Origin of the sequence: Pseudoalteromonas sp. SG41-2 (genome assembly GCF_014164535.1) — a bacterium.
Classification (GTDB): Bacteria; Pseudomonadota; Gammaproteobacteria; order Enterobacterales; family Alteromonadaceae; genus Pseudoalteromonas; species Pseudoalteromonas rhizosphaerae.
In genome coordinates, this window is the sequence record NZ_JACJFK010000026.1 from 1 (window position 1) to 20,583 (window position 20,583).

Below are 20,583 nucleotides of genomic sequence, written 5' to 3' on the forward strand. Positions count from 1 at the left end.
TCTGAATTTATTTAATATCTTTCGATATTGAATTGACTGTGCCGAAGCAACTTATAAATAAGTTACTTCTGTTGGTCACTCAGCTTCTCTTTCGAGAAATCACATTGAGACTCTAAATTTTTTGCCTTGCTTAGCGAACTAAGCTCGGCTGTTAGAACTCAATCTGTACGAGTGCCCACACAGATGATTGCTTTATATTGTTAAAGAACGTTGCGGTTAAAGTTAAACTTTATCTCGCTAGGGCTGCGCATATTACGCTTTCCTATTTTTTTGTCAACACTTAATTTTTAGTTTCTTTTAAAAGATTTCAAAGCTAAGTTTTACTCGACTTACTTACCGTTTGTTCAGCGCTTTTCATTGCTGCCTGCCGGGTCAGTGGATGCGCATTATAGGGATATTCTTGAGGCCGTCAACGCTTTATTTCAGTTTTATTAAATTAATTAACTATTTGCTCAAAAGGCATACAAACAAGGCGTTGCAGCGTTATTTTCGCTTAAATTTTCAGCTATGAGAGCAACCAAGCTGCGCATACAGACCTGATCCATCTCATAGCTAAATAGCAATTATTAAACTGTTGCACTGTTATCTTTTTTAATTGGATTAAATGCGGCTATCGGATTGATTAATTTTCCTTCAAATTTAAGATTTTTTGCCGGATCTGCCAAATCTATCATTTGCTGATTATTACTTAACTGTAATCGGTTTAAACACGACAAGGTAAAATCAGCACTAAATAGATCATACTTGATAAACTTATCTTTTAGTTCTGGGTGTGATTGTTGATAGCTAATTACACACTCTGCAACTTGTTGCCAAAAGTCTCGTTCTGAATAGTCGTTTTGCTGATCAAGGATATCAGCCACGAACCTAAAGAAACAATCAAACACATCTGTAAAAATTGACAACACTTTTAATTCATCGGGCACATCCACAGTTAAGCGTTGAATATTATCCGCCAGTACTAAATCTTTATTAAGAATAGCTATCTCCTCGGCAATATCTTTCATTATTGCTTTGGCTGGAATGTTGTTCTCAAGTAACAGGATCAAGTTTTCACCATGAGGCATAAAGACTAAGTCATGGGAGTAGAAACAATGAAGGAGTGGATCTAAGTATGCTTTTAGATATTTAGCAATCCATATATGAGTACCTATCTTGGCTGATTTTATCAAAGCAGGTAATAACGCTTGTCCTTGATTATCTATATGCAGCAGCGACGCCATGGTCATTAAGCGCTGATTACTCTTTATCTTTGGCATTGGGCTTTCACGCCAAAGTGCAGAAAGCATTTTTCGATATGGACTGTATTGATCGGTTGCGGCTTCTAGAGCGTGATTATAATAACCAATTGCTGCAACCTCACGCAGAATTGTAAAACCGGATCCAGCTAAGTACGGATCCTGTGATACTACTTGTGCTACCCAATCGTTAATTGCGGGAGTTGCACTCATATAATAAGGCGATAAACCACGCATGAATCCCATATTCAAAATTGACAGTGCGGTCTTTACATAGCGTTTATGCGGATGTGTTTTATTGAAAAAAGTACGAATAGACTGCTGCGGCTGATATTCATCTTCACTGTATCCTAAGCAAACCAAATGCTGATCAGCAATATCGTTAGAGAATAACGACGCGAGTTTATTAAACCACTGCCAAGGATGAACGGGGAAAAAAAAGTAATCGTCACTATTTACTCCACGCGCTAATAGCTTTTGCTTAAATGACTCTATGGTGTGCGTCGATAGCTCTTGCGTTATGAGTGTTTGATAATCTAAATCATCGGTGGTCGAAAACACCACTCTATCTTTATGCGCACCTAGCCAAACCAACTGTAAGTGCGCGCCAGTCTCTGGTGCGTATTGGCGATAATCATTGGTATCAAACCCTATTCGACCATTGTTTGCTATAAAGCAAGGATGACCTTCCGTCATCGCACTCTCTACCTGTTGAAAATCCGCAGTGGTGAGTTGCTCGGCAGTCAATGCTGGCAGCTGATGCTTATAAGCACTGCCATATAAAGTACTGGCTATTTCTTCTAAATAAGTAGGCAGCATAGCTTGGCTGATACCTAAACTATGTTGTAACTCACAAATAAAGGCGATTGAATCGAGCTCGGCTACTTGGTTATCTATTTGTTTTTCAATTGAGTCTGCTGCTATATGCCAGTGATTCAAATACCCCAGCTTGGCTTTAAAGCGATAAACAATGCTTTCTTTGTCTGTACTGAGCTCAAAATATTGCCAATCTGCATCTTCATTGGTCAATTGCGGTTTTATCAGCCGCTCATGAGCAAACTCACTCAAAGCTTTGCGAACATGTAACCTATTTACATGCCGCCATAGCTGTGGCGTTAAATGACTGACGGCTTGCTCTGGGCTCAGGGGAATGTGCTTCATAGTATTATCCTTATTTAATGCGTGATAAAAGTTATCACGCGTGCAAAATGCGAGATGTGCGGTTTTATGAGTTAACCTAACCGCAGATTGATAACGAAAGCCGGCTTTAGTATTCAAACAATGAATTTTGTTATTGCGAATATCGGGTTCAACAATAACGCGCTGATTTTTGTCATTAGCAAAAATGAAATTCATCACCAGTTGAAACACCGACCAAGTAAAGCCATGCACCTTGTTATTGCTTTGGGCAATCAGAATGTGCATGCCAATATCACCTGCTTTGACGGGGTAATGATTACCTATTTCATCTAATAGAGGGTCATATAACTCAACTAAAAAACACGCGCTATTGTTTGCGTAGCCGATATAAATATCACTATGTGCTAACAGGCTTAGATATTCTTGCTGTAACTGCTCAATGGTAAATTCCTGCATGCCCCAAAACTGCGCATGAGGCTGAGTAACCCACTGGTGAATTAACGCGAGATCTTGTGCAAGGCTAAATGGCCTTAAGCTAAGCTCTGCGATATTAGTAAACTGCTGACAAAAAACAGCTGCTGTAATGGACATTATTGAGCCCTCGTGGTCGATGCCAGATTGGCGCAAGGAGTATGGCGTCGACTTTGCTTGCTCAGTAGCCATAAACAACAAGCAGATATAGCGAGCCCACCAGCGGCGACCCAAAAAGGTATTACTAAACCAGAGCTTTTAACCAGCAAACCCGCGCAGTAAGAAGCTAAAAGTACACCTAAGCTTTGGCAAAAACTGACTTTACTAAAATCTTCAGCGTACTTGTCTGGCGTACTCACTTGGTAAAGCAGCAGATCAAGACGCACAATAATAATGAATAGCGATAGACCGAACAGGCAGCGTCCTGCGATCACTACTAAGTAAAGAGGGCTGGCTTGTAATGCAACGCCTGTAATGATCAACATAAAGACAACTAATAAGTTGATGGGGTTGCGATTTGTGTGCTGCCGCCAATGATTAAAGCACAGCGCAAGCAATGCCATAAAAGCAGGGATAGAAAACACAACACTCGCTAGGACGATACTGGAGGTGTCGCTAATACTTTGCCAATATGCCGCAAAAAAAGGCCGGATCAAAAAAGCACTAAAGTAAAAGCACAACATAACAATGCCAAGTTGATATACAGGCCAACGACTTGATGAAGTGATTGATGTTTTTGCTACTGGAGGCGACTGATTTTTACTAGGCGCTAATCTTATGAGATAGGCGCACACAAAAACCTGAGTAAAATCGCTTAGAGCCATTATTAAAAATGCGGCTTTGCCAGGAAGAGCCGATAACACAAAGCCACCAGCAAGTGCGCCAAGTATGGCGCCAAAGTGCACCACAACACTAAGCATTGCAATCGTCGCAACGTGATTTTTTTTCGCTTCCAAGCTCATTAAGTATGGATAAACCAGTAAATAGCTGGCTTTAAAAGCAAACATAGCCATGGAGGAAAACCAAAACCAATTTAAGTCGCTAGCAAAAAAGCTACTGACACTAAATACACCCGCAGCAATTTGGCTATAAACCAATAAAGGTAGCACATTAATGTATTTACTAATGAAGGCCCAAATAGGAAAACATACCATGACAACAAAGCAGCTGGCAGCAATGTAAGTGCCAACATAGGCAGGGTCACTTATATTAAATACCGCACTAAAGAAAGTAGGATAAAACGGCAATAACATTGAATCACTGAGCACTGCAAATACCGTTACCGCGATCAACAAAACTTTAAACTGCTTACTCATGCGCGAAACTGCTCTACTTCGTCGCTTAACTCATAATTGGGCGCAGCAAACTCCTGAAAAGCTATTTTACGTTCTATTGGATAATATTCATGTCCGGTGATCGCACGAATAATACAAGAGTTGCGATAACATGCCATGCCTAAATCAGGAGTCACAAAACCATGGGTGTGTTGCTCTGTATTTTGTACAAAAATACGTTGATGCTGCTTGTCTATTGAGTAATTACGAGCAACTTGATAAAGCCCCGCGTCGTCACTATCAATGCAATGACTGATCCCAGCTAAAAAGCTCGGTTGGTAAGACTGATAACCCGTTGCAAAAATAACGCTTTGGGTGTTTAGTGAATAACCTTGCTGCTGTTCAGTTTGCTCTAAGCTAAGTTCAAAACCCTGCTGGTGGCTCAGGTAGGTCATATCAATCAATGCCGAGTTTGTGTGCAAGCTTACTGGCAATTTAGCTGTTAGCCGTTTGCTATAAAGCAAATCAAAAATATTGTTGATCAATTCGCTATTAATACCTTTATAGAGATTATGCTGACGACGATTTAACTGCTGGCGTTTTTGTTCTGGTAATTGATAAAAATAATCAACGTATTCTGGTGAGGTCATTTCTAACGTTAATTTAGTGTATTCGAGCGGATAAAACCGTGAAGAACGAGTAAGCCAATTTAGTTGATAATCATGCTGATCAATCTCTTGTAATAAATCATAAAAAATCTCAGCGGCACTTTGCCCGCTACCAATAATGCTGATCGACTGTTTTTGCTGTAATTGACTTTTATTGGCTAAGTAGTTGCTAGAATGAATAACCCCCTCTTGCAACTTAAATGCTTGAGCACATTGAGGATGACGTGGCACCGGCCCGGTGCCTAACACTAAATGTTTAGCTAGATACACTTGTTCTGCTGTTTGTACTATATAAATATCTTCGTCTTGGCTGTACTCAACATGCTGAACCTCAGAATTAAAACGTATATTAGGCAGCTGCTTTGTTGCCCACTGGCAATACTGATTATATTCTTGGCGAAGTAAGAAAAAGTTTTCTCTAATATAAAAAGAATACAGTCGACCTTGCTGCTTTATATAGTTTAAAAAGCTATAAGGGCTAGTAGGGTCAGCAAGCGTTACCAAGTCAGACATAAAGGGGGTTTGTAAACTTACCTCAGGAAGCATCATGCCTGGATGCCAATTAAACTCAGCTTTTTTATCTAAAAAGAGGCTGCTGACTCCTTCAAGTGGCGCAGTTAAACATGCCAGACTTAAATTAAATGGCCCTAAACCAATACCAATAACATCATAAATGGACTTATCCATAGCTAACTTCCTCCAGTGCAAGACTTAAAGGAGCATGTTCGTTCGCTAAATCACTTGCTAAGTATTGATAACCATATTGCTTTATAAGCCTTACAACTTGCTGGATATCATTGATAGTGGTGGCACAGTTCAGTAAGGTGAACTTTAAATATTGTTTATCTGCTACCTTAGTTGCCGCGATCAACGCCTCACCTTGGCGAGATAACTGTTTACGAATATATTTATTTACGGCGTCCAATTCACTATCTGTAGCACCGCTATCGCCAACAAAACGAAATACCAGTGTACTTAACTGCGGCTGATGAATAATTTCAATATCTGCTTCAGAGGCTAATAACAAATAACCTTGTCGTGCTAAATGCATCACTTGTTCAAATGCTACACCTAAGTTTTGAGCTCCTACCGTACGCAGTGAAAACCACAACTTTAACGCATCAAAACGTCGTGTGGTTTGAATGCTCTTATTGCATAGATCTGGCGTTCCCGCTTGTTGCTGACTTAATGGGTTTAAATATTCGGCATGATAAGTAACAACTGATAGATGTTGCTTATCTTTTACAAAAAAAGCACTGCAGCTAACAGGCTGAAAAAATGACTTATGGTAATCAATAGTGACCGAATCTGCGCATTCAATACCCGCTAACTTGTGTTTATTATTGGGCGTGATTAATAAGCCCCCGCCATAAGCAGCATCAACATGAAGCCACGCACCACAGCGCTTAGCTATTTCAGCTATCTGCGTTAATGGATCGATACTACCAAAATCAGTTGTTCCAGCTGTTGCAACGATGGCCATAACGATATCGCCTTGTTGCTGACAGTGTTCGATCGCCTGATTTAAAGCGGTCATATCCATTCTAAAATATTCATCACACGGAACGCTTACAACAGCATCGTAACCAAGTCCTAAAATTGCGGCGGCTTTTTGAATACTAAAATGGCTAACTTTTGAGGTGAAAATTTTTAGTCGCCTAAAGTCGTGTGGTAAACCTTGCTGTTTATTAGTATGCCCTGCATATAACTGGCACTGAAAATCACGAGCTAACAACATCGCCATCAAATTAGATTGCGTACCACCACTGGTAAATACGCCATCAGCCTGCTCACCAAGCGCCAGTTTTGAGAGTGTCCAATCTACGATACTTTGTTCAATAAAAGTGGCACCACCACTTTGATCCCAGGTCTCTACAGCAGTATTAATCGAAGTAGCGAGCAATTCAGCAAGGATACTTTGATAAACAATCGGACAATTTAAATGCGCGAGATAGCGTGGATTATTAAAATAAACAGCATCTTTAAGATAAAGCTGAGCAACTTCTTCTAGTGCGTCCGGTATATCAAACAGCGGTTGATTAAGGTCAATACCAATAAATTTTTTAGCTAGCTCCTGCGGTAATATACCGCTAAATGGTTTTTGTTGTGTTGCGATTGTTTGCTCCAACAATTGCATAACCTGCTCAAGACCTATTTTAAAATTATCTATATTTTCCTTATTAAACATTGAATTAAGCATTGAACTTGCTTCATTAGTTGAAGCTTGCTGCTGTGAATCCGCCAGTAACACATTTAACTGAACCATGAGCACGATCACCTTTAATTGAAAACAATTGATAAATCTAAATGAGAATGTATACTAATCGCGTTTCCAATAAAGTGTCAATGGTTTAATTCTAGTAAAATTTAAGGAGTGATTGTGTTAAAAAAATCAATGTTTGGACTATCTGCAATATCATTATGTTTAATGAGTAACTATGGGTTTGCTGCAGAAAAGCCAGCCGCAGACGACATAGAAAGTATTGAAGTATATGGAAAAAGTTATCGTTCAACAGGGACCAAATCGAGTTTGACACCGATTGAATCGCCTATGAGTTTTGAGGTTTACGACAATAAATTACTAGAGTTACGCCAAGTAGATACCGTTAATGAAGCATTGCGCTATGTTTCTGGGATCACACCTGAAAATCGCAGTACAGTAACGATTTTTGACCAATATACGATTCGTGGTTTTGAAAGTTACCGTAATTTTTACGATGGTTTACCGCTGCAATACAACCTAGCTTATAACTTAGCTCCACAAGTAGATGCGTATGCAACACAAAGTGTCGAAATTTTAAAAGGCCCAGCATCGGTTTTATACGGATCGGCACCTCCAGGTGGCATGGTTAACCAAACAGCAAAAACGCCACAAGCATCCTCTGAGCACAATATTAGAGCCCGAATTGGTAGCAATAGCTTGGCTGAATTAGCTTTAGATAGCACAGGCGCTATTACCGACGGCGTTAATTATCGCTTTATTGCACTTGCCCGTAGCCGCGACGGCCAACAGCAAACAACCGAAGAAGAAAGAATCACCATTGCGCCCTCAGTAACTTTTGAGATAAGTGAGCAAACAAGCTTAAACCTTAACTTATATTATCAAGACGATCCTAAAATGGTGCCATCAACGCCATTACCCGCGAAAGGCACACTTTACGAAGCCAGTTACGGTAAGTTAGATGCTGATGCGTATGCTGGCGATGAAAACTGGGCTGAGTTTGCTCGTGAAGTCACTATGATCGGGTATAAATTAAATCATGAATTTTCAGATTCAATTTCGTTTTTACAAAACTTTCGTTATACCAATGCCGATGCCACGCAACAAAATAGCTATGACTTCGGCTTAGCGGATGCAGATAAAATTTTAACTCGTACTGCCTATAAAACCATTGAAGACGCTGAAGGCTTCGTGATTGATAACCAACTCGCTGTGCAATTTGGTTTAGCGAATACTAATCATCAGCTATTATTTGGCTTTGAATATCAAACCCTTGATTCTACATTTGACTATGCCGACACTTTTGGTGCAAATACGCCAACACTTGATTTATCAAATCCAGATCACAGCCAGTTTAATGCAGCTACTACAGCCGCTTTAGATAGCTATCGTCAATTTAGCCGTTTAGAGCAATCTCAACGCGGTTTTTATCTTCAAGATGAGATAAAGCTCGATGCGCTGACAGTGATTGCTGGCCTTCGTTATGATAATTACTACAGTGTTACAGATGATACGAAAAGCGGTATATCTAGTAGTCAAGAAATCGATCAAAGCGATACCACTTTTCGTATTGCAGCAATTTATACCTTTGATAATAACATTGCTCCTTATGCCAGTTACTCAGAATCATTCGAGCCCACTTCGGGGGTAGATACCTTAACTGGCAAAGCATTTAAACCAACGACCGCAGAGCAAATTGAAGTCGGGATGAAATATCACAACAATGATGCAACAACTAAAGTAACCGCGGCCTTTTTTGATTTGCGCAAACAAGATGTGGTGGTTAACACTCCAGACTTTATGAAATACACACAAAATGGTGAAGTACAATCGAAGGGTTTTGAGATCAGTGTTTATCAGCAACTCACTGACACTCTTGATGTTACTGTAAATCTAACAGATATGGATGTTGAGGTAATAGATAATCCACAAAACCCGGCATTGGAAGGTAAAACACCAATTTGGGTAGCAGAGCAACAAGCCTCAATGTGGTTAAATTACTTCTTTAACGATGCACTGGAATTTAATGGCGGTGTACGTTATGTCGGTGAAAGTCAGTTAGATGCCTTAAATTCCGATACAGTACCGGGTTATACCTTGCTTGATGCTGCCGCTAGCTATCGTTTTAACGACAGCTATAAAATCGGTTTAGCCGTGAGTAACTTAACAGACAAACGTTATGTGGGTGCTTGTTTTGATATAAATGGCTGTTGGATGGGCGCTGAGCGCAGTGTTGAGCTTAGTTTAAACGCCTCATTTTAAGTATTTAAACTCGTTATGAACGCTGAACAACTCGCCCTTAGTAAGCTGTTAAAGCTTGCTAAGGGCTACCACAGTGCTTTAAAAGTACCAGAACAATCAACAGATTGGCTCGATATACAATCGAGTTCATTGCTGGTTGCAAGGTTACACCAGTATTGGCAGCAGCAATACCCCGCTGCTGGGCGCAGTTATTGGGCAATCAAAAGCTGGGGAATGCTGTATTGGCAACCTGTCTATTTAGCGCTTATCAGCGTTCATGAACTTAATATGAGCTTTTCTTTGCAAAACTTTAAGCAACACTATCAGCAAGGTGTTATTGCAGGGCTGCAACTATCCACTATAAAAGCGCAGTACCATCAAAACCAGCAACAGGCAGTAACGGATATGGCTGCCCATTTGAAACGCTATGTTGTTAAGTTACTCACAGATTTAAACCTCGTTGCAAGGCTTAATGAGCGTTTGGCGATGCCCTTATTAGCTGACACGCTATTAGCAATACTACTACTTCATGCAAAGCGAAAGCCGCAGTTTAATATTCAAGTAATGGCAGCGCACTGGTTGCATGCTCTCGATATCTCAGAGGCGGGGGAGTTTATTATGCTTACAGCTTGCTCAGACTCATTAGCATTAACGCGAAAAACATGTTGTTTGCATTACCAAATAGGTAATGTTGCAAAGTGCGCTAATTGCCCAAAACAACCTCAGCAAATTAAAGTTCAACGGATGCAACAGGAGTTAATAGCAGTATGTTACAGCTAAATAAAAAGCAAAAAGCGAGTATAAACTCGCTTTTCTAGCTAAGGTAAACACTACTGCGCTTACTTTTTAACTGGGCGTTTCCAACCGGTTAAGTTGCGCTGTTTTGAACGTGCGATTGCTAGCTGTTCATCTTCAACGGTGCTAGTGATCACAGAACCTGCACCAACAGTTGCTGTTGCGCCAATGTTTACCGGTGCAACAAGCGATGAGTTAGAGCCAATAAAGGCATTATCACCAATAATGGTTTTGGCTTTATTTACGCCATCGTAGTTACAGGTAATAGTACCGGCACCAATATTTACTTTTTCGCCAATTTCAGCATCGCCTAAGTAAGAAAGATGATTTGCTTTAGAGCCTTTGCCTAAACGGGTTTTTTTCATCTCAACAAAGTTACCAATATGCGAGTCTTCTTCCATAATCGCACCTGGGCGCAGACGTGCATAAGGCCCCAAAGTACACTTGTCGGCTACGCTTGCATCATCAATTAAGGTATTAGCTTTAATAATTACGTTATCGCCAATCGTACAATTTTTAAGTACGCAGTTAGGGCCAATTTCAACGTTATTACCAAGAGTAACTTTACCTTCAAAAATAACGTTTACGTCAATTAATACATCTTCACCAGTTGTCACTTCGCCGCGTACATCAATGCGAGCAGGGTCGGCAAGCGTTGCACCATTAAGCATTAACTGTTCGGCTTGCCACGACTGATATGCGCGTTCAAGGCCTGCAAGTTGTACGCGGTTATTTGCACCTTCAACTTCCATTGGATGATCTGGTTGTGCTGAGCTTATCTCTACACCTTCACTGTGCGCCATTGCGACTATATCTGTGAGGTAGTATTCACCTTGCGCGTTTTCGTTAGATAAGTTGCCTAACCAGCTTTTCAGCAGTTTACCGTTTACAGCCATAATGCCAGTGTTTACTTCGTTAATAAGTAATTGCTCTGCGCTTGCATCTTTTTGCTCAACAATACCCACGAGCTTGCCATCAACACGTAACATACGGCCATAACCATTAGGGTTAGCTAAATTAACAGTAAGCACGGCTAAGCCGTTTTTAGGTGTGGCAGCGAGTAAACGCTCAAGGGTTGATTGCTTTGTCAGTGGTACGTCACCGTATAAAACCAATACAGTGTCTTCATCATTAATATGTGGGTTTGCTTGTGCCACTGCATGGCCAGTACCAAGCTGCTCAGCTTGAAGTACCCAGTTTACATCGTTGTCAGCAAGTTGTTGTTGTAATAATTCGCCGCCATGACCAAAAACTAAGTTAGTAGATGTCGCACCGAGTGCTTTAGCATTATCGATAACGTGTTGCACCATAGGTTTACCGGCAACTTTATGCAGCACCTTAGGTAGAGCAGAGCGCATACGAGTACCTTTACCCGCAGCAAGAATTACAGTAGTAAGTGACATTAAAACAATTTCCTTCTTTCTTTGTTTTATTGAAATAAATAAGCGCGTGTAAATTCAAAAAGATTACGTAAGTCACATCATGTGCACTTACTCAATGGCAATCTAGCAGTAGCCACTGAATCTAAGCTGAAATCACAACTTGCTTTGTATTAGTTATATTGTAACGGGGATCGATGAAGGATATAAGTAAAAATAATGATAAAGAGCTGTAAAAGTAGAGTTTAGAAAAATGATAGCGTTCTAATAAAATAACAATGCAGTATATTTCAAGCACAAAAAAGCCCACATAAAGTGGGCTTTTTGAAAACCAGATAGGCTTACTTTTTACGTAATTGCTGAATAACGCGTAGCTGTGCAATTGCTTCTGCAAGTTGTACTGCTGCTTGTTGATAATCTAATTCAGCGGCTGAAGAATTCGCCATTTGCGCTTCAGCTTCACGTTTAGCTGCTTCTGTTGCTTGTTCGTCAAGGTCTTCACCACGAACCGCTACATCAGCCAAAATAGTCACTATGTTCGGTTGCACTTCTAGAGTACCACCAGCAACATACATTACTTCTTCGTGACCAAATTGCTTTACTAAACGTACCATACCAGGTTTAAGGGCAGTCAATAGTGGCGCATGTCCTGGGTTTACACCTAGTTCACCTTCACTACCGCTTACTTGAATCGATTCAACCAGACCAGAGAATAACTTCCGCTCTGCGCTTACTACGTCAAGATGTACAGTCATAGCTGCCATACTACCCTCCTAATTACATGTTTTTGGCTTTTTCTTGAGCTTCTTCGATAGAGCCAACCATGTAGAACGCTTGCTCTGGCATATCATCAAATTCACCGTTTAAGATGCCTTTGAAGCCAGCAATTGTGTCTTTAAGTGACACGTATTTACCCGGTGATCCTGTGAAAACCTCTGCCACGAAGAATGGCTGAGATAGGAAACGTTGGATTTTACGTGCACGAGATACAAGTTGCTTATCTTCGTCAGAAAGCTCGTCCATACCTAGGATTGCAATGATGTCTTTAAGTTCTTTATAACGCTGAAGAACTGTCTGAACGCCACGTGCTGTATCGTAGTGCTCTTGACCAATTACTAATGGATCAAGTTGACGTGAAGATGAATCAAGTGGGTCTACCGCTGGGTAGATACCAAGTGACGCGATATCACGCGAAAGTACTACTGTTGCATCTAAGTGAGCAAACGTTGTTGCTGGAGATGGATCCGTTAAATCATCCGCAGGTACGTATACCGCTTGGATTGAAGTGATTGAACCCGTCTTAGTAGATGCGATACGCTCTTGCAGTACACCCATTTCTTCAGCAAGTGTAGGCTGGTAACCTACCGCTGATGGCATACGACCAAGAAGTGCAGATACTTCAGTACCAGCAAGTGTGTAACGGTAGATGTTATCTACGAAGAAAAGTACGTCACGACCTTCGTCACGGAACTTTTCAGCCATAGTAAGACCTGTTAACGCTACGCGTAAACGGTTACCTGGAGGCTCATTCATCTGACCGTATACAAGCGATACTTTATCAAGTACGTTTGAATCGTTCATTTCATGGTAGAAATCGTTACCCTCACGAGTACGCTCACCAACACCGGCGAATACTGAGTAGCCGCTGTGCTCGATTGCGATGTTACGAATAAGTTCCATCATGTTTACGGTTTTACCAACACCGGCACCACCGAATAAACCAACTTTACCACCTTTAGCGAATGGACATACAAGGTCGATTACCTTGATACCAGTTTCTAAAAGTTCTACTGAACTTGATTGCTCTTCGTATGAAGGCGCTGCACGGTGAATAGACATACGGTCTTCTTCGCCGATTGGACCAGCTTCATCGATTGGCTCACCAAGTACGTTCATGATACGACCAAGCGTTGCTTTACCAACTGGAACTTGAATCGCTTCACCTGTGTTTGATACTAATGCACCACGGCGTAAACCGTCAGTAGTACCTAGTGCGATAGTACGTACCACACCGCCACCTAGCTGTTGTTGAACTTCTAGAGTCAAACCAGCTAAATCGCCATCTGTTATTTTTAACGCGTCATATACGGCTGGCACGCTGTCTTGTGAAAATTCAATATCCACAACGGCGCCGATAATTTGGACGACCTTACCTAAACTCATGTCTATTCCTCTCGTTAATCTTTGCCCGAAGCATTAAACTGCTGCTGAACCAGAACAAATCTCACTAATTTCTTGTGTGATTGCCGCTTGGCGAGCCTTGTTATAAACAAGCTGTAACTCATCCATAAGGTCGCCTGCGTTATCAGTTGCAGCTTTCATTGCAACCATACGGGCGGCCTGTTCAGAGGCAGCATTTTCAACTACACCTTGGTATACTTGAGATTCCACAAAACGAACCATTAATGTATCCAAAATTGCTTTTGGATCTGGTTCGTAAATGTAATCCCAACGGTGTGCAAGTTCTTTGCTTTCGTCTTTTGGCAAAGGCAACAACTGATCGATTGTTGGCTCTTGCTTCATGGTATTTACAAACTTGTTGTAAACCACATACAAGCGGTCTAATTTGCCTTCATTGAATGCTTCTAGCATTACTTTTACCGGACCAATTACGTCGGTAATAGAAGGCGCATCGCCTAACCCTGATTTTTTGGCAAGTACTGTTCCACCAAAACGGTTAAAGAAAGTGCCGGCTTTTGAGCCCATAACTGCGAAATCTGCAGAAACACCTTTTTCTTTCCACGCTTTGATATCTAAAGATACTTTCTTAAACTCATTAGAGTTTAAGCCACCACATAAACCACGGTCGGTAGAAATGACGATATAACCAACGCGCTTGACCTCACGCTCTTCCATATATGGATGGCGATATTCAAGGTTAGCATTAGCAACATGACCGATCACTTTGCGTAAATTTTCAGCGTACGGACGGCTTGAAGCCACTCGTTCCTGTGCCTTTTTCATTTTAGACGCAGCAACCATTTCCATAGCGCTAGTGATCTTTTGAGTATTTTTAATACTACCGATCTTGCTTTTAATCTCTTTTCCGCTGGCCATGACTCTTTCTCCGAATCAAGGTGTGCTTTAGCGAACTAAAGCGCACCATTTATAACTAAATTACCAAGTTTGCGTAGATTTAAACTTCTCTAGAAGTTCTTTAAGCTGCGCTTCGATCTCGGCATTGTAGTTACCAGTTTCATTGATTTGAGCCATAAGCTCTGCGTATGTGCTGTTTGCATAAGAAAGTAACCCAGCTTCGAAATCCATGATTTTAACGATTTCGATATCTTGAAGGTAACCTTTCTCTGCTGCAAATAACGACAAAGACATTTCAGCAACAGACATTGGCGCGTACTGTTTCTGCTTCATTAGCTCTGTTACACGCTCACCATGCTCAAGTTGAGCACGAGTTGCATCATCAAGGTCAGACGCGAACTGCGAGAACGCAGCTAATTCACGATACTGAGCTAGGGCTAGACGAATACCGCCACCTAGTTTCTTAACGATTTTAGTTTGTGCAGCACCACCAACACGCGATACCGAGATACCAGCATTTACTGCCGGACGGATACCTGAGTTGAATAAGTCAGTTTCTAAGAAGATCTGACCATCGGTGATAGAGATAACGTTAGTCGGTACGAACGCAGAAACGTCGCCGCCTTGAGTTTCAATGATTGGCAATGCCGTCAATGAACCTGTTTTACCTTTCACTTCACCATTGGTGAACTTTTCAACGTACTCAGCGTTTACACGCGATGCACGCTCAAGAAGACGAGAGTGAAGATAGAATACGTCACCTGGGTATGCTTCACGACCTGGTGGACGCTTAAGTAGCAATGAGATTTGACGGTAAGCAACTGCTTGCTTAGATAAATCATCATATACGATTAATGCGTTTTCACCACGGTCACGGAAGTATTCACCCATAGTACAGCCCGCGAACGGTGCTAAGTACTGAAGTGCCGCAGACTCAGAAGCAGATGCAACAACTACGATAGTATTTGCTAATGCACCGTGCTCTTCTAATTTACGTACTACGTTAGCAATAGTAGATGCTTTTTGACCAATCGCTACGTACACACACTTAACGCCTGTGTCTTTTTGATTGATGATTGCATCGATTGCTAGTGCAGTTTTACCTGTTTGGCGGTCACCGATCACAAGTTCACGTTGACCACGACCCACTGGGATCATCGCATCGATAGATTTATAACCAGTTTGTACTGGCTCATCTACTGATTTACGTTCGATTACACCCGGTGCAATTTTTTCTACAGGTTCAAAACCGTCGTTATCTAAAGCGCCTTTACCGTCGATAGGTGCACCTAGTGTGTTTACAACACGACCAAGTAAACCAGCACCAACAGGAACTTCTAAGATACGACCAGTTGTGTATACTTTTACGCCTTCTGTAAGGTCAGCGTATGGACCCATTACTACTGCACCAATTGAGTCACGCTCAAGGTTTAGTGCGATAGCATAACGGTTGCCTGGAAGCTCAATCATTTCACCTTGCATACAGTCAGCAAGACCGTGAATGCGAATGATACCGTCAGTAACAGATACAATTGTACCTTCGTTACGAGCTTCACTTACAACTTCGAACTTCTCAATACGTTGTTTGATCAGATCAGAAATTTCAGTGGAATTAAGTTGCATGCTCTTCTTCCCAATTACGATTGTAGTGTAGTGGCTAAACGGTTTAATTTACCGCGAACAGTGCCGTCGATTACTGTGTCTCCAGCCTTAATCATAAGGCCACCAACAAGTGATTCGTCAACACTACAATTCAGCTTAACTTTGCGTGCGAAACGTTTTTCAAGTGCCGCTACCAGTGTTTCTTGCTGCGTTGCAGCAAGGGTTGTTGCAGAGGTGATGTCAACATCAATCTCTTTATCGTAATCTGCTTTAAAAGCAGAGAACAATTGTGCAACAGCTGGTAGGGCGGTCAAACGTCCATTTTCAGCCATCACCTTTACAAGGTTTTGACCGTATTCGTTGAGTTGCTCTGCACAAACAGAAATAACAATTTCTGATTGCTTATCAGCAGAGGCGCTTCCAGTTAGGAATTGAGCGACTTGTTCATTTTTCGCCACTTCTGAAGCAAAAAACAACATATCATTCCAACTCTCAACTACGCCTTTTTCAACGGCAAATTCAAAGGCCGCTTTAGCGTATGGGCGAGCGATTGTAGTCAATTCAGACATGCTCAGACCCTCCTATTAAAGCTCAGCTACAAGTTTTTCAACAATGTCGCTGTGCGCGGCTTCATTGATTTCGCGCTCTAGAATCTTCTGTGCGCCGATAACCGCTAAAGTAGCAACTTGCTTACGCAGTTCTTCTTTAACACGGTTACGCTCGGCTTCAATTTCAGAATGACCTTGAGCAATGATGTTTTCGCGCTCGTCGTGACCACGAGATGTCTCTTCGTCTACGATTTGCGTTGCACGCTTCTTAGCTTGCTCGATGATTTCAGCAGCTTGTGATTTAGCTTCTTTAAGTTCTGCAGTTGCTTTTTTACGAGCAAGTTCAAGATCTTTTTCAGCTTTATCAGAGGCCGCTAAACCATCTTCAATTTTTTTCTGGCGAGCTTCAATAGCACCGTTAAGTGGTGGCCACACAAACTTCATGCAGAACCAAACAAAAACGATAAATGCTATTAATTCGCCGAGTAGAGTAAGGTTTAAACTCACAACCACTCCTCCTTAGTCAATAGTTGATCGCGGATAAAGTATTTTTTCAATATTAAAGTGCGAACAACATGTATAGACCAATACCTACACCGATCATCGCGATAGCATCGATAAGACCCGCTACGATGAACATTTTAACTTGTAGTTGTGGTGCAAGCTCAGGTTGACGAGCAGCAGACTCAAGGAATTTACCACCTAAGTTACCAAAACCGATAGCAGTACCTAAAGCACCAAAACCGATAAGTAACGCTACAGCGATATATTTAAGACCTAGTACGATTTCCATTGTTTTCTCCGATTAATTTTCAAAGTTTAAAGTTTAAGTAAAAAAATCTTTATTGAACTGACGTCTGATTAATGATCAGTTGACGCCATGCTCAGGTATACAATTGTTAGCATCATGAAAATGAATGCTTGCAATACGATTACGAGAATGTGGAACACAGCCCATACGAAATGCAGTGGTAATTGGAATAAGCCAATCGCTGCAATCAGAATGAAGATCAATTCACCTGCGTATAAGTTACCAAATAAACGTAGTGCCAATGAGATTGGCTTAGCAAACAAGGTTACTAGCTCTAGTAACAAGTTTACTGGAATAAATAGTGCTTGAACCACTGGGTTCTTAACGTTAAACGGTTGTAATGTAAGTTCTTTAACAAAACCCATAACGCCTTTAACGCGAATCGAATAAAAGATGATAAGTGCGAATACACCTAAACCCATTGCTAACGTTAAGTTAAGATCTGTTGTAGGTACCACTTTCATATAAGTATGCGATTGACCGCTTGAAATAACATCCCAAGACTCACCACTAATCAATGCCGCAGCAGTTGGTAGGAAGTCAACAGGTATTAAATCCATTAAGTTCATCAAGAATACCCAGACAAAAATTGTCAGAGCAAGAGGGGCAATTAGTTTACTTTTACCGTGAAAGGTATCTTTCACGTTAGAGTCAACGAATTCTACGACCATCTCGATAAAGCACTGAAATTTACCAGGAACACCAAGCGTTGCTTTATTCGCAGCGCGCTTGAAGATCCATAGAAAGATCAATCCTAAACCGATAGACCATGCGAGGGTATCGACATTAAGTACCATCCACCAATTGTTAGGGTCGTCGGATAGACGCACCTGACCGTTGGTTAGGTGGTGCTTGATGTAACCCGTTAGAGTTAGCTCTTCACCTGCAGCCATGTTATATCCCAAAAGTTAATGATTAAAAAAAACTGGCGCGAACAATCCAACGAACATCACTAATATAAAACTACAAAAAAATGGCAAAAAGATTACCGGATACAGTTTAAATATCAGCGCAAACAAAAAGATTGTTAGCAAAAATTTTAATCCGTTGCCGCGTTTAAACGAGGCAAACACTTGTTTTGCTTTACTAGCACCCATATAACGGAATGCATAGATAACAAATACAAAATTAGGGAGCACCGCTACAGTGCCTCCAGCGATAGCTGAAAGGCCGGCATCTACTCCCCAACCAACAAAAATGATTACAGCAGCAACTAATGCTACAACACCCTGAAGACATATTAATTTTAATGCGGCAAGCCGATATGGCCTCGCTAACTTATTTGTCACGTTTAGTTAACCTTAGTGGCAATCTAATTGTCAGGGCATGAAAACTGGCGAAATTATACTGATTCCTACCAGTTTTGCAACTTGAGTCGGTGTATTGTGGTGCAAATTTGCGACGAATGTCTCTTTTTGGACATGATATTTATTAATGCTCGGAATTCTCTGCATTTATACGGCTTAAAATTCCATCTAACTCTTCTAAGTTAGTATACGAAATAACTAAGTTTCCTTTGCCTTTTTTGTTGTAGTTAATTTCAACTTTTGCACCCAAGTTTTCGGCTAATTGTTGTTCTAACTGCTTGACATCTGGATCTTTTTCGAAAGTTTCTTTTTTAGGGGCAGGTTCAATAATTGAACGAACTAATTTTTCTGTTTCGCGTACAGTTAAAGCCTTTGCTACAGCCAGTCGAGCAGCATCAGATTGTGCTTCACCTTCAAGGGCTAATAAACAACGCGCATGACCCATTTCAATATCGCCATGTTCCAACAATATTTTAACATCATCATTAAGGTTATTTAGTCGTAATAAATTAGTTACCGTCGTGCGTGATTTGCCTACGGCATCTGCCACTTGTTGGTGAGTTAATTCAAACTCAGTTAACAATCGGTGCAATGCAACCGCTTCTTCCATGGCATTTAGATCTTCGCGTTGAATATTTTCAATCAATGCGATGGCCACCGCAGCTTCATCAGGCACATCTTTAATGATACATGGTACTACGTCTAGCTTAGCTATTTGTGCAGCACGCCAGCGACGTTCACCAGCAATAATCTCATAACTGTTTTCTGCTACTGGACGAACTACAATTGGCTGAATAATCCCTTGCGATCGAATTGAGCTTGCTAGCTCTTCAAGCGCTTCTTCGGACATGTCTTTACGTGGCTGATATTTACCTGAGTGTAAAAACTCAATCGGTAGCTTTTGCAATTCACTACTGGTTGACTGAATAATTACATCCTGCTCACTCACGTTGGGTTGTTCAGTGCGGGCACTCGGTGCTGGTTTTGACGAGCTTAATAAAGCATCGAGTCCTCGGCCTAAACCGCGTTTTTTAGCAGACATGTTCTTTTTACCTCAAGTTAGGCGACGATTGGGGATATTTTTTCTTTTCTGCGTAACATTTCACCGGCAAGTGCTAAATACGCTTTAGCGCCACTTGATGCCCGGTCATAATACATTGCGGGTGCACCAAAACTCGGCGCTTCAGCTAAACGTACATTACGTGGGATCACGGTGCGGTATACTTTATCGCCAAAATGTTGTTTAAGCTGCTCAGATACATCATTGGCCAAACGATTACGCGGATCGTACATAGTACGTAAAATCCCTTCAATCTGTAGTTTTGGATTAACTAACTTGGCTAATTGCGTAATTGTGTCCATTAATGCGGTTAAACCTTCAAGCGCATAATATTCACATTGCATAGGCACTAAAATTGAATCCGCGGCCGCCATTGCATTCACCGTAAGCATGTTCAGTGATGGTGGGCAGTCGATAAAAATAAATTCATATTGATCAGATATTTTTTCAAGCGCATTGCGTAGTCGTACTTCTCGAGCATAAAGCTCCATCAGTTTAACTTCGGCGGCGGTAACATCACCATTGGCAGCAATTAAATGATATTCACCAGAGGTTTCTTTAGTAACAACTTCTTCAATTGGTTTATCTTCGATTAATAAATCATAAATTGTTGCCACATCGCCGTATTTGTCTACGCCGCTACCCATGGTTGCATTGCCTTGCGGATCGAGATCAATAAGCAACACTTTACGTTTAGTTGCAGCCATTGATGCCGCGAGATTAACTGCTGTGGTGGTTTTACCCACACCACCTTTTTGGTTTGCTATTGCGATGACTTTTGCCACAGTATCT

General features: G+C 41.2%; 18 protein-coding genes. 2 read left to right on the forward strand and 16 right to left on the reverse strand.

All coding sequences use genetic code 11. From position 1 onward, the window contains the following. Positions 1 to 566: 566 nt before the first annotated feature. The 4 genes from H5186_RS17820 to H5186_RS17835 are packed head-to-tail and all read right to left on the reverse strand — an operon-like array spanning position 567 to position 7,057. A complete protein-coding gene (locus H5186_RS17820; RefSeq protein ID WP_145241669.1) occupies positions 567 to 2,969 on the reverse strand; it encodes a GNAT family N-acetyltransferase in 2,403 nt (800 codons plus the stop codon). Then, positions 2,969 to 4,165 carry an MFS transporter gene (locus tag H5186_RS17825; RefSeq protein ID WP_145241671.1) on the reverse strand — a complete coding sequence of 399 codons (1,197 nt, stop codon included), beginning with the start codon at positions 4,163 to 4,165 and terminating at the stop codon, positions 2,969 to 2,971. The genes H5186_RS17820 and H5186_RS17825 overlap by 1 nt, the downstream gene beginning before the upstream one ends. Next, positions 4,162 to 5,478: a lysine N(6)-hydroxylase/L-ornithine N(5)-oxygenase family protein gene (locus H5186_RS17830; protein WP_145241673.1), complete on the reverse strand. Its 1,317-nt coding sequence runs from the start codon at positions 5,476 to 5,478 to the stop codon at positions 4,162 to 4,164. Before H5186_RS17830 ends, H5186_RS17825 begins: the two co-directional genes overlap by 4 nt. Further along, entirely contained in the window at positions 5,471 to 7,057 is a 1,587-nt protein-coding gene (locus tag H5186_RS17835) for an aspartate aminotransferase family protein (protein ID WP_259400366.1), read from the reverse strand. The genes H5186_RS17830 and H5186_RS17835 overlap by 8 nt, the downstream gene beginning before the upstream one ends. Before the next feature lie 129 nt (positions 7,058 to 7,186). Here H5186_RS17835 and H5186_RS17840 point away from each other — a divergent pair, with 129 nt between their 5' ends. Both H5186_RS17840 and H5186_RS17845 read left to right on the forward strand, forming a co-directional pair. Continuing rightward, positions 7,187 to 9,274, forward strand: a complete 2,088-nt coding sequence (locus H5186_RS17840) for a TonB-dependent siderophore receptor (RefSeq protein WP_182762628.1) — start codon at positions 7,187 to 7,189, stop codon at positions 9,272 to 9,274. A 15-nt stretch (positions 9,275 to 9,289) separates the two neighbouring features. Next, positions 9,290 to 10,033, forward strand: a complete 744-nt coding sequence (locus H5186_RS17845) for a siderophore ferric iron reductase (protein WP_182762622.1) — start codon at positions 9,290 to 9,292, stop codon at positions 10,031 to 10,033. A gap of 59 nt (positions 10,034 to 10,092) precedes the next feature. On the opposite strand, the gene glmU is transcribed toward H5186_RS17845, so the two are convergent. The 12 genes from glmU to H5186_RS17905 form a co-directional block, all read right to left on the reverse strand. After that, positions 10,093 to 11,451, reverse strand: coding sequence for a bifunctional UDP-N-acetylglucosamine diphosphorylase/glucosamine-1-phosphate N-acetyltransferase GlmU (gene glmU / locus H5186_RS17850; protein ID WP_145241677.1), 1,359 nt, complete (start codon positions 11,449 to 11,451; stop codon positions 10,093 to 10,095). Between the two features lie 317 nt (positions 11,452 to 11,768). After that, positions 11,769 to 12,191, reverse strand: coding sequence for a F0F1 ATP synthase subunit epsilon (locus H5186_RS17855; RefSeq protein ID WP_145241679.1), 423 nt, complete (start codon positions 12,189 to 12,191; stop codon positions 11,769 to 11,771). 13 nt (positions 12,192 to 12,204) lie between these two features. After that, positions 12,205 to 13,590: a F0F1 ATP synthase subunit beta gene (atpD, locus tag H5186_RS17860; protein ID WP_145241681.1), complete on the reverse strand. Its 1,386-nt coding sequence runs from the start codon at positions 13,588 to 13,590 to the stop codon at positions 12,205 to 12,207. A gap of 33 nt (positions 13,591 to 13,623) precedes the next feature. Further along, positions 13,624 to 14,484 (reverse strand): F0F1 ATP synthase subunit gamma, encoded by an 861-nt coding sequence (gene atpG, locus H5186_RS17865; protein ID WP_145241683.1) that lies wholly within the window; start codon positions 14,482 to 14,484, stop codon positions 13,624 to 13,626. 60 nt (positions 14,485 to 14,544) lie between these two features. Beyond that, positions 14,545 to 16,086, reverse strand: coding sequence for a F0F1 ATP synthase subunit alpha (atpA, locus tag H5186_RS17870; protein ID WP_145241685.1), 1,542 nt, complete (start codon positions 16,084 to 16,086; stop codon positions 14,545 to 14,547). Between the two features lie 14 nt (positions 16,087 to 16,100). Beyond that, positions 16,101 to 16,634, reverse strand: coding sequence for a F0F1 ATP synthase subunit delta (gene atpH / locus H5186_RS17875; RefSeq protein WP_145241687.1), 534 nt, complete (start codon positions 16,632 to 16,634; stop codon positions 16,101 to 16,103). Positions 16,635 to 16,649: 15 nt separating this feature from the next. After that, the gene (atpF, locus tag H5186_RS17880; protein WP_145241689.1) at positions 16,650 to 17,120 is read right to left on the reverse strand and encodes a F0F1 ATP synthase subunit B; all 471 of its coding nucleotides are present in this window, start codon (positions 17,118 to 17,120) and stop codon (positions 16,650 to 16,652) included. A gap of 52 nt (positions 17,121 to 17,172) precedes the next feature. Further along, entirely contained in the window at positions 17,173 to 17,406 is a 234-nt protein-coding gene (atpE, locus tag H5186_RS17885; RefSeq protein ID WP_009838908.1) for a F0F1 ATP synthase subunit C, read from the reverse strand. A gap of 68 nt (positions 17,407 to 17,474) precedes the next feature. Beyond that, on the reverse strand, positions 17,475 to 18,317 hold the full coding sequence (gene atpB / locus H5186_RS17890; protein ID WP_145241691.1) for a F0F1 ATP synthase subunit A: 843 nt from the start codon (positions 18,315 to 18,317) through the stop codon (positions 17,475 to 17,477). 15 nt (positions 18,318 to 18,332) lie between these two features. Then, positions 18,333 to 18,713, reverse strand: a complete 381-nt coding sequence (locus H5186_RS17895; RefSeq protein WP_145241693.1) for an ATP synthase subunit I — start codon at positions 18,711 to 18,713, stop codon at positions 18,333 to 18,335. 142 nt (positions 18,714 to 18,855) lie between these two features. Further along, complete coding sequence (locus H5186_RS17900) at positions 18,856 to 19,773, reverse strand: ParB/RepB/Spo0J family partition protein (protein ID WP_182794747.1); 918 nt, start codon at positions 19,771 to 19,773, stop codon at positions 18,856 to 18,858. A gap of 17 nt (positions 19,774 to 19,790) precedes the next feature. Then, a complete protein-coding gene (locus H5186_RS17905) occupies positions 19,791 to 20,576 on the reverse strand; it encodes a ParA family protein (protein WP_145241697.1) in 786 nt (261 codons plus the stop codon). Positions 20,577 to 20,583 lie beyond the last annotated feature (7 nt).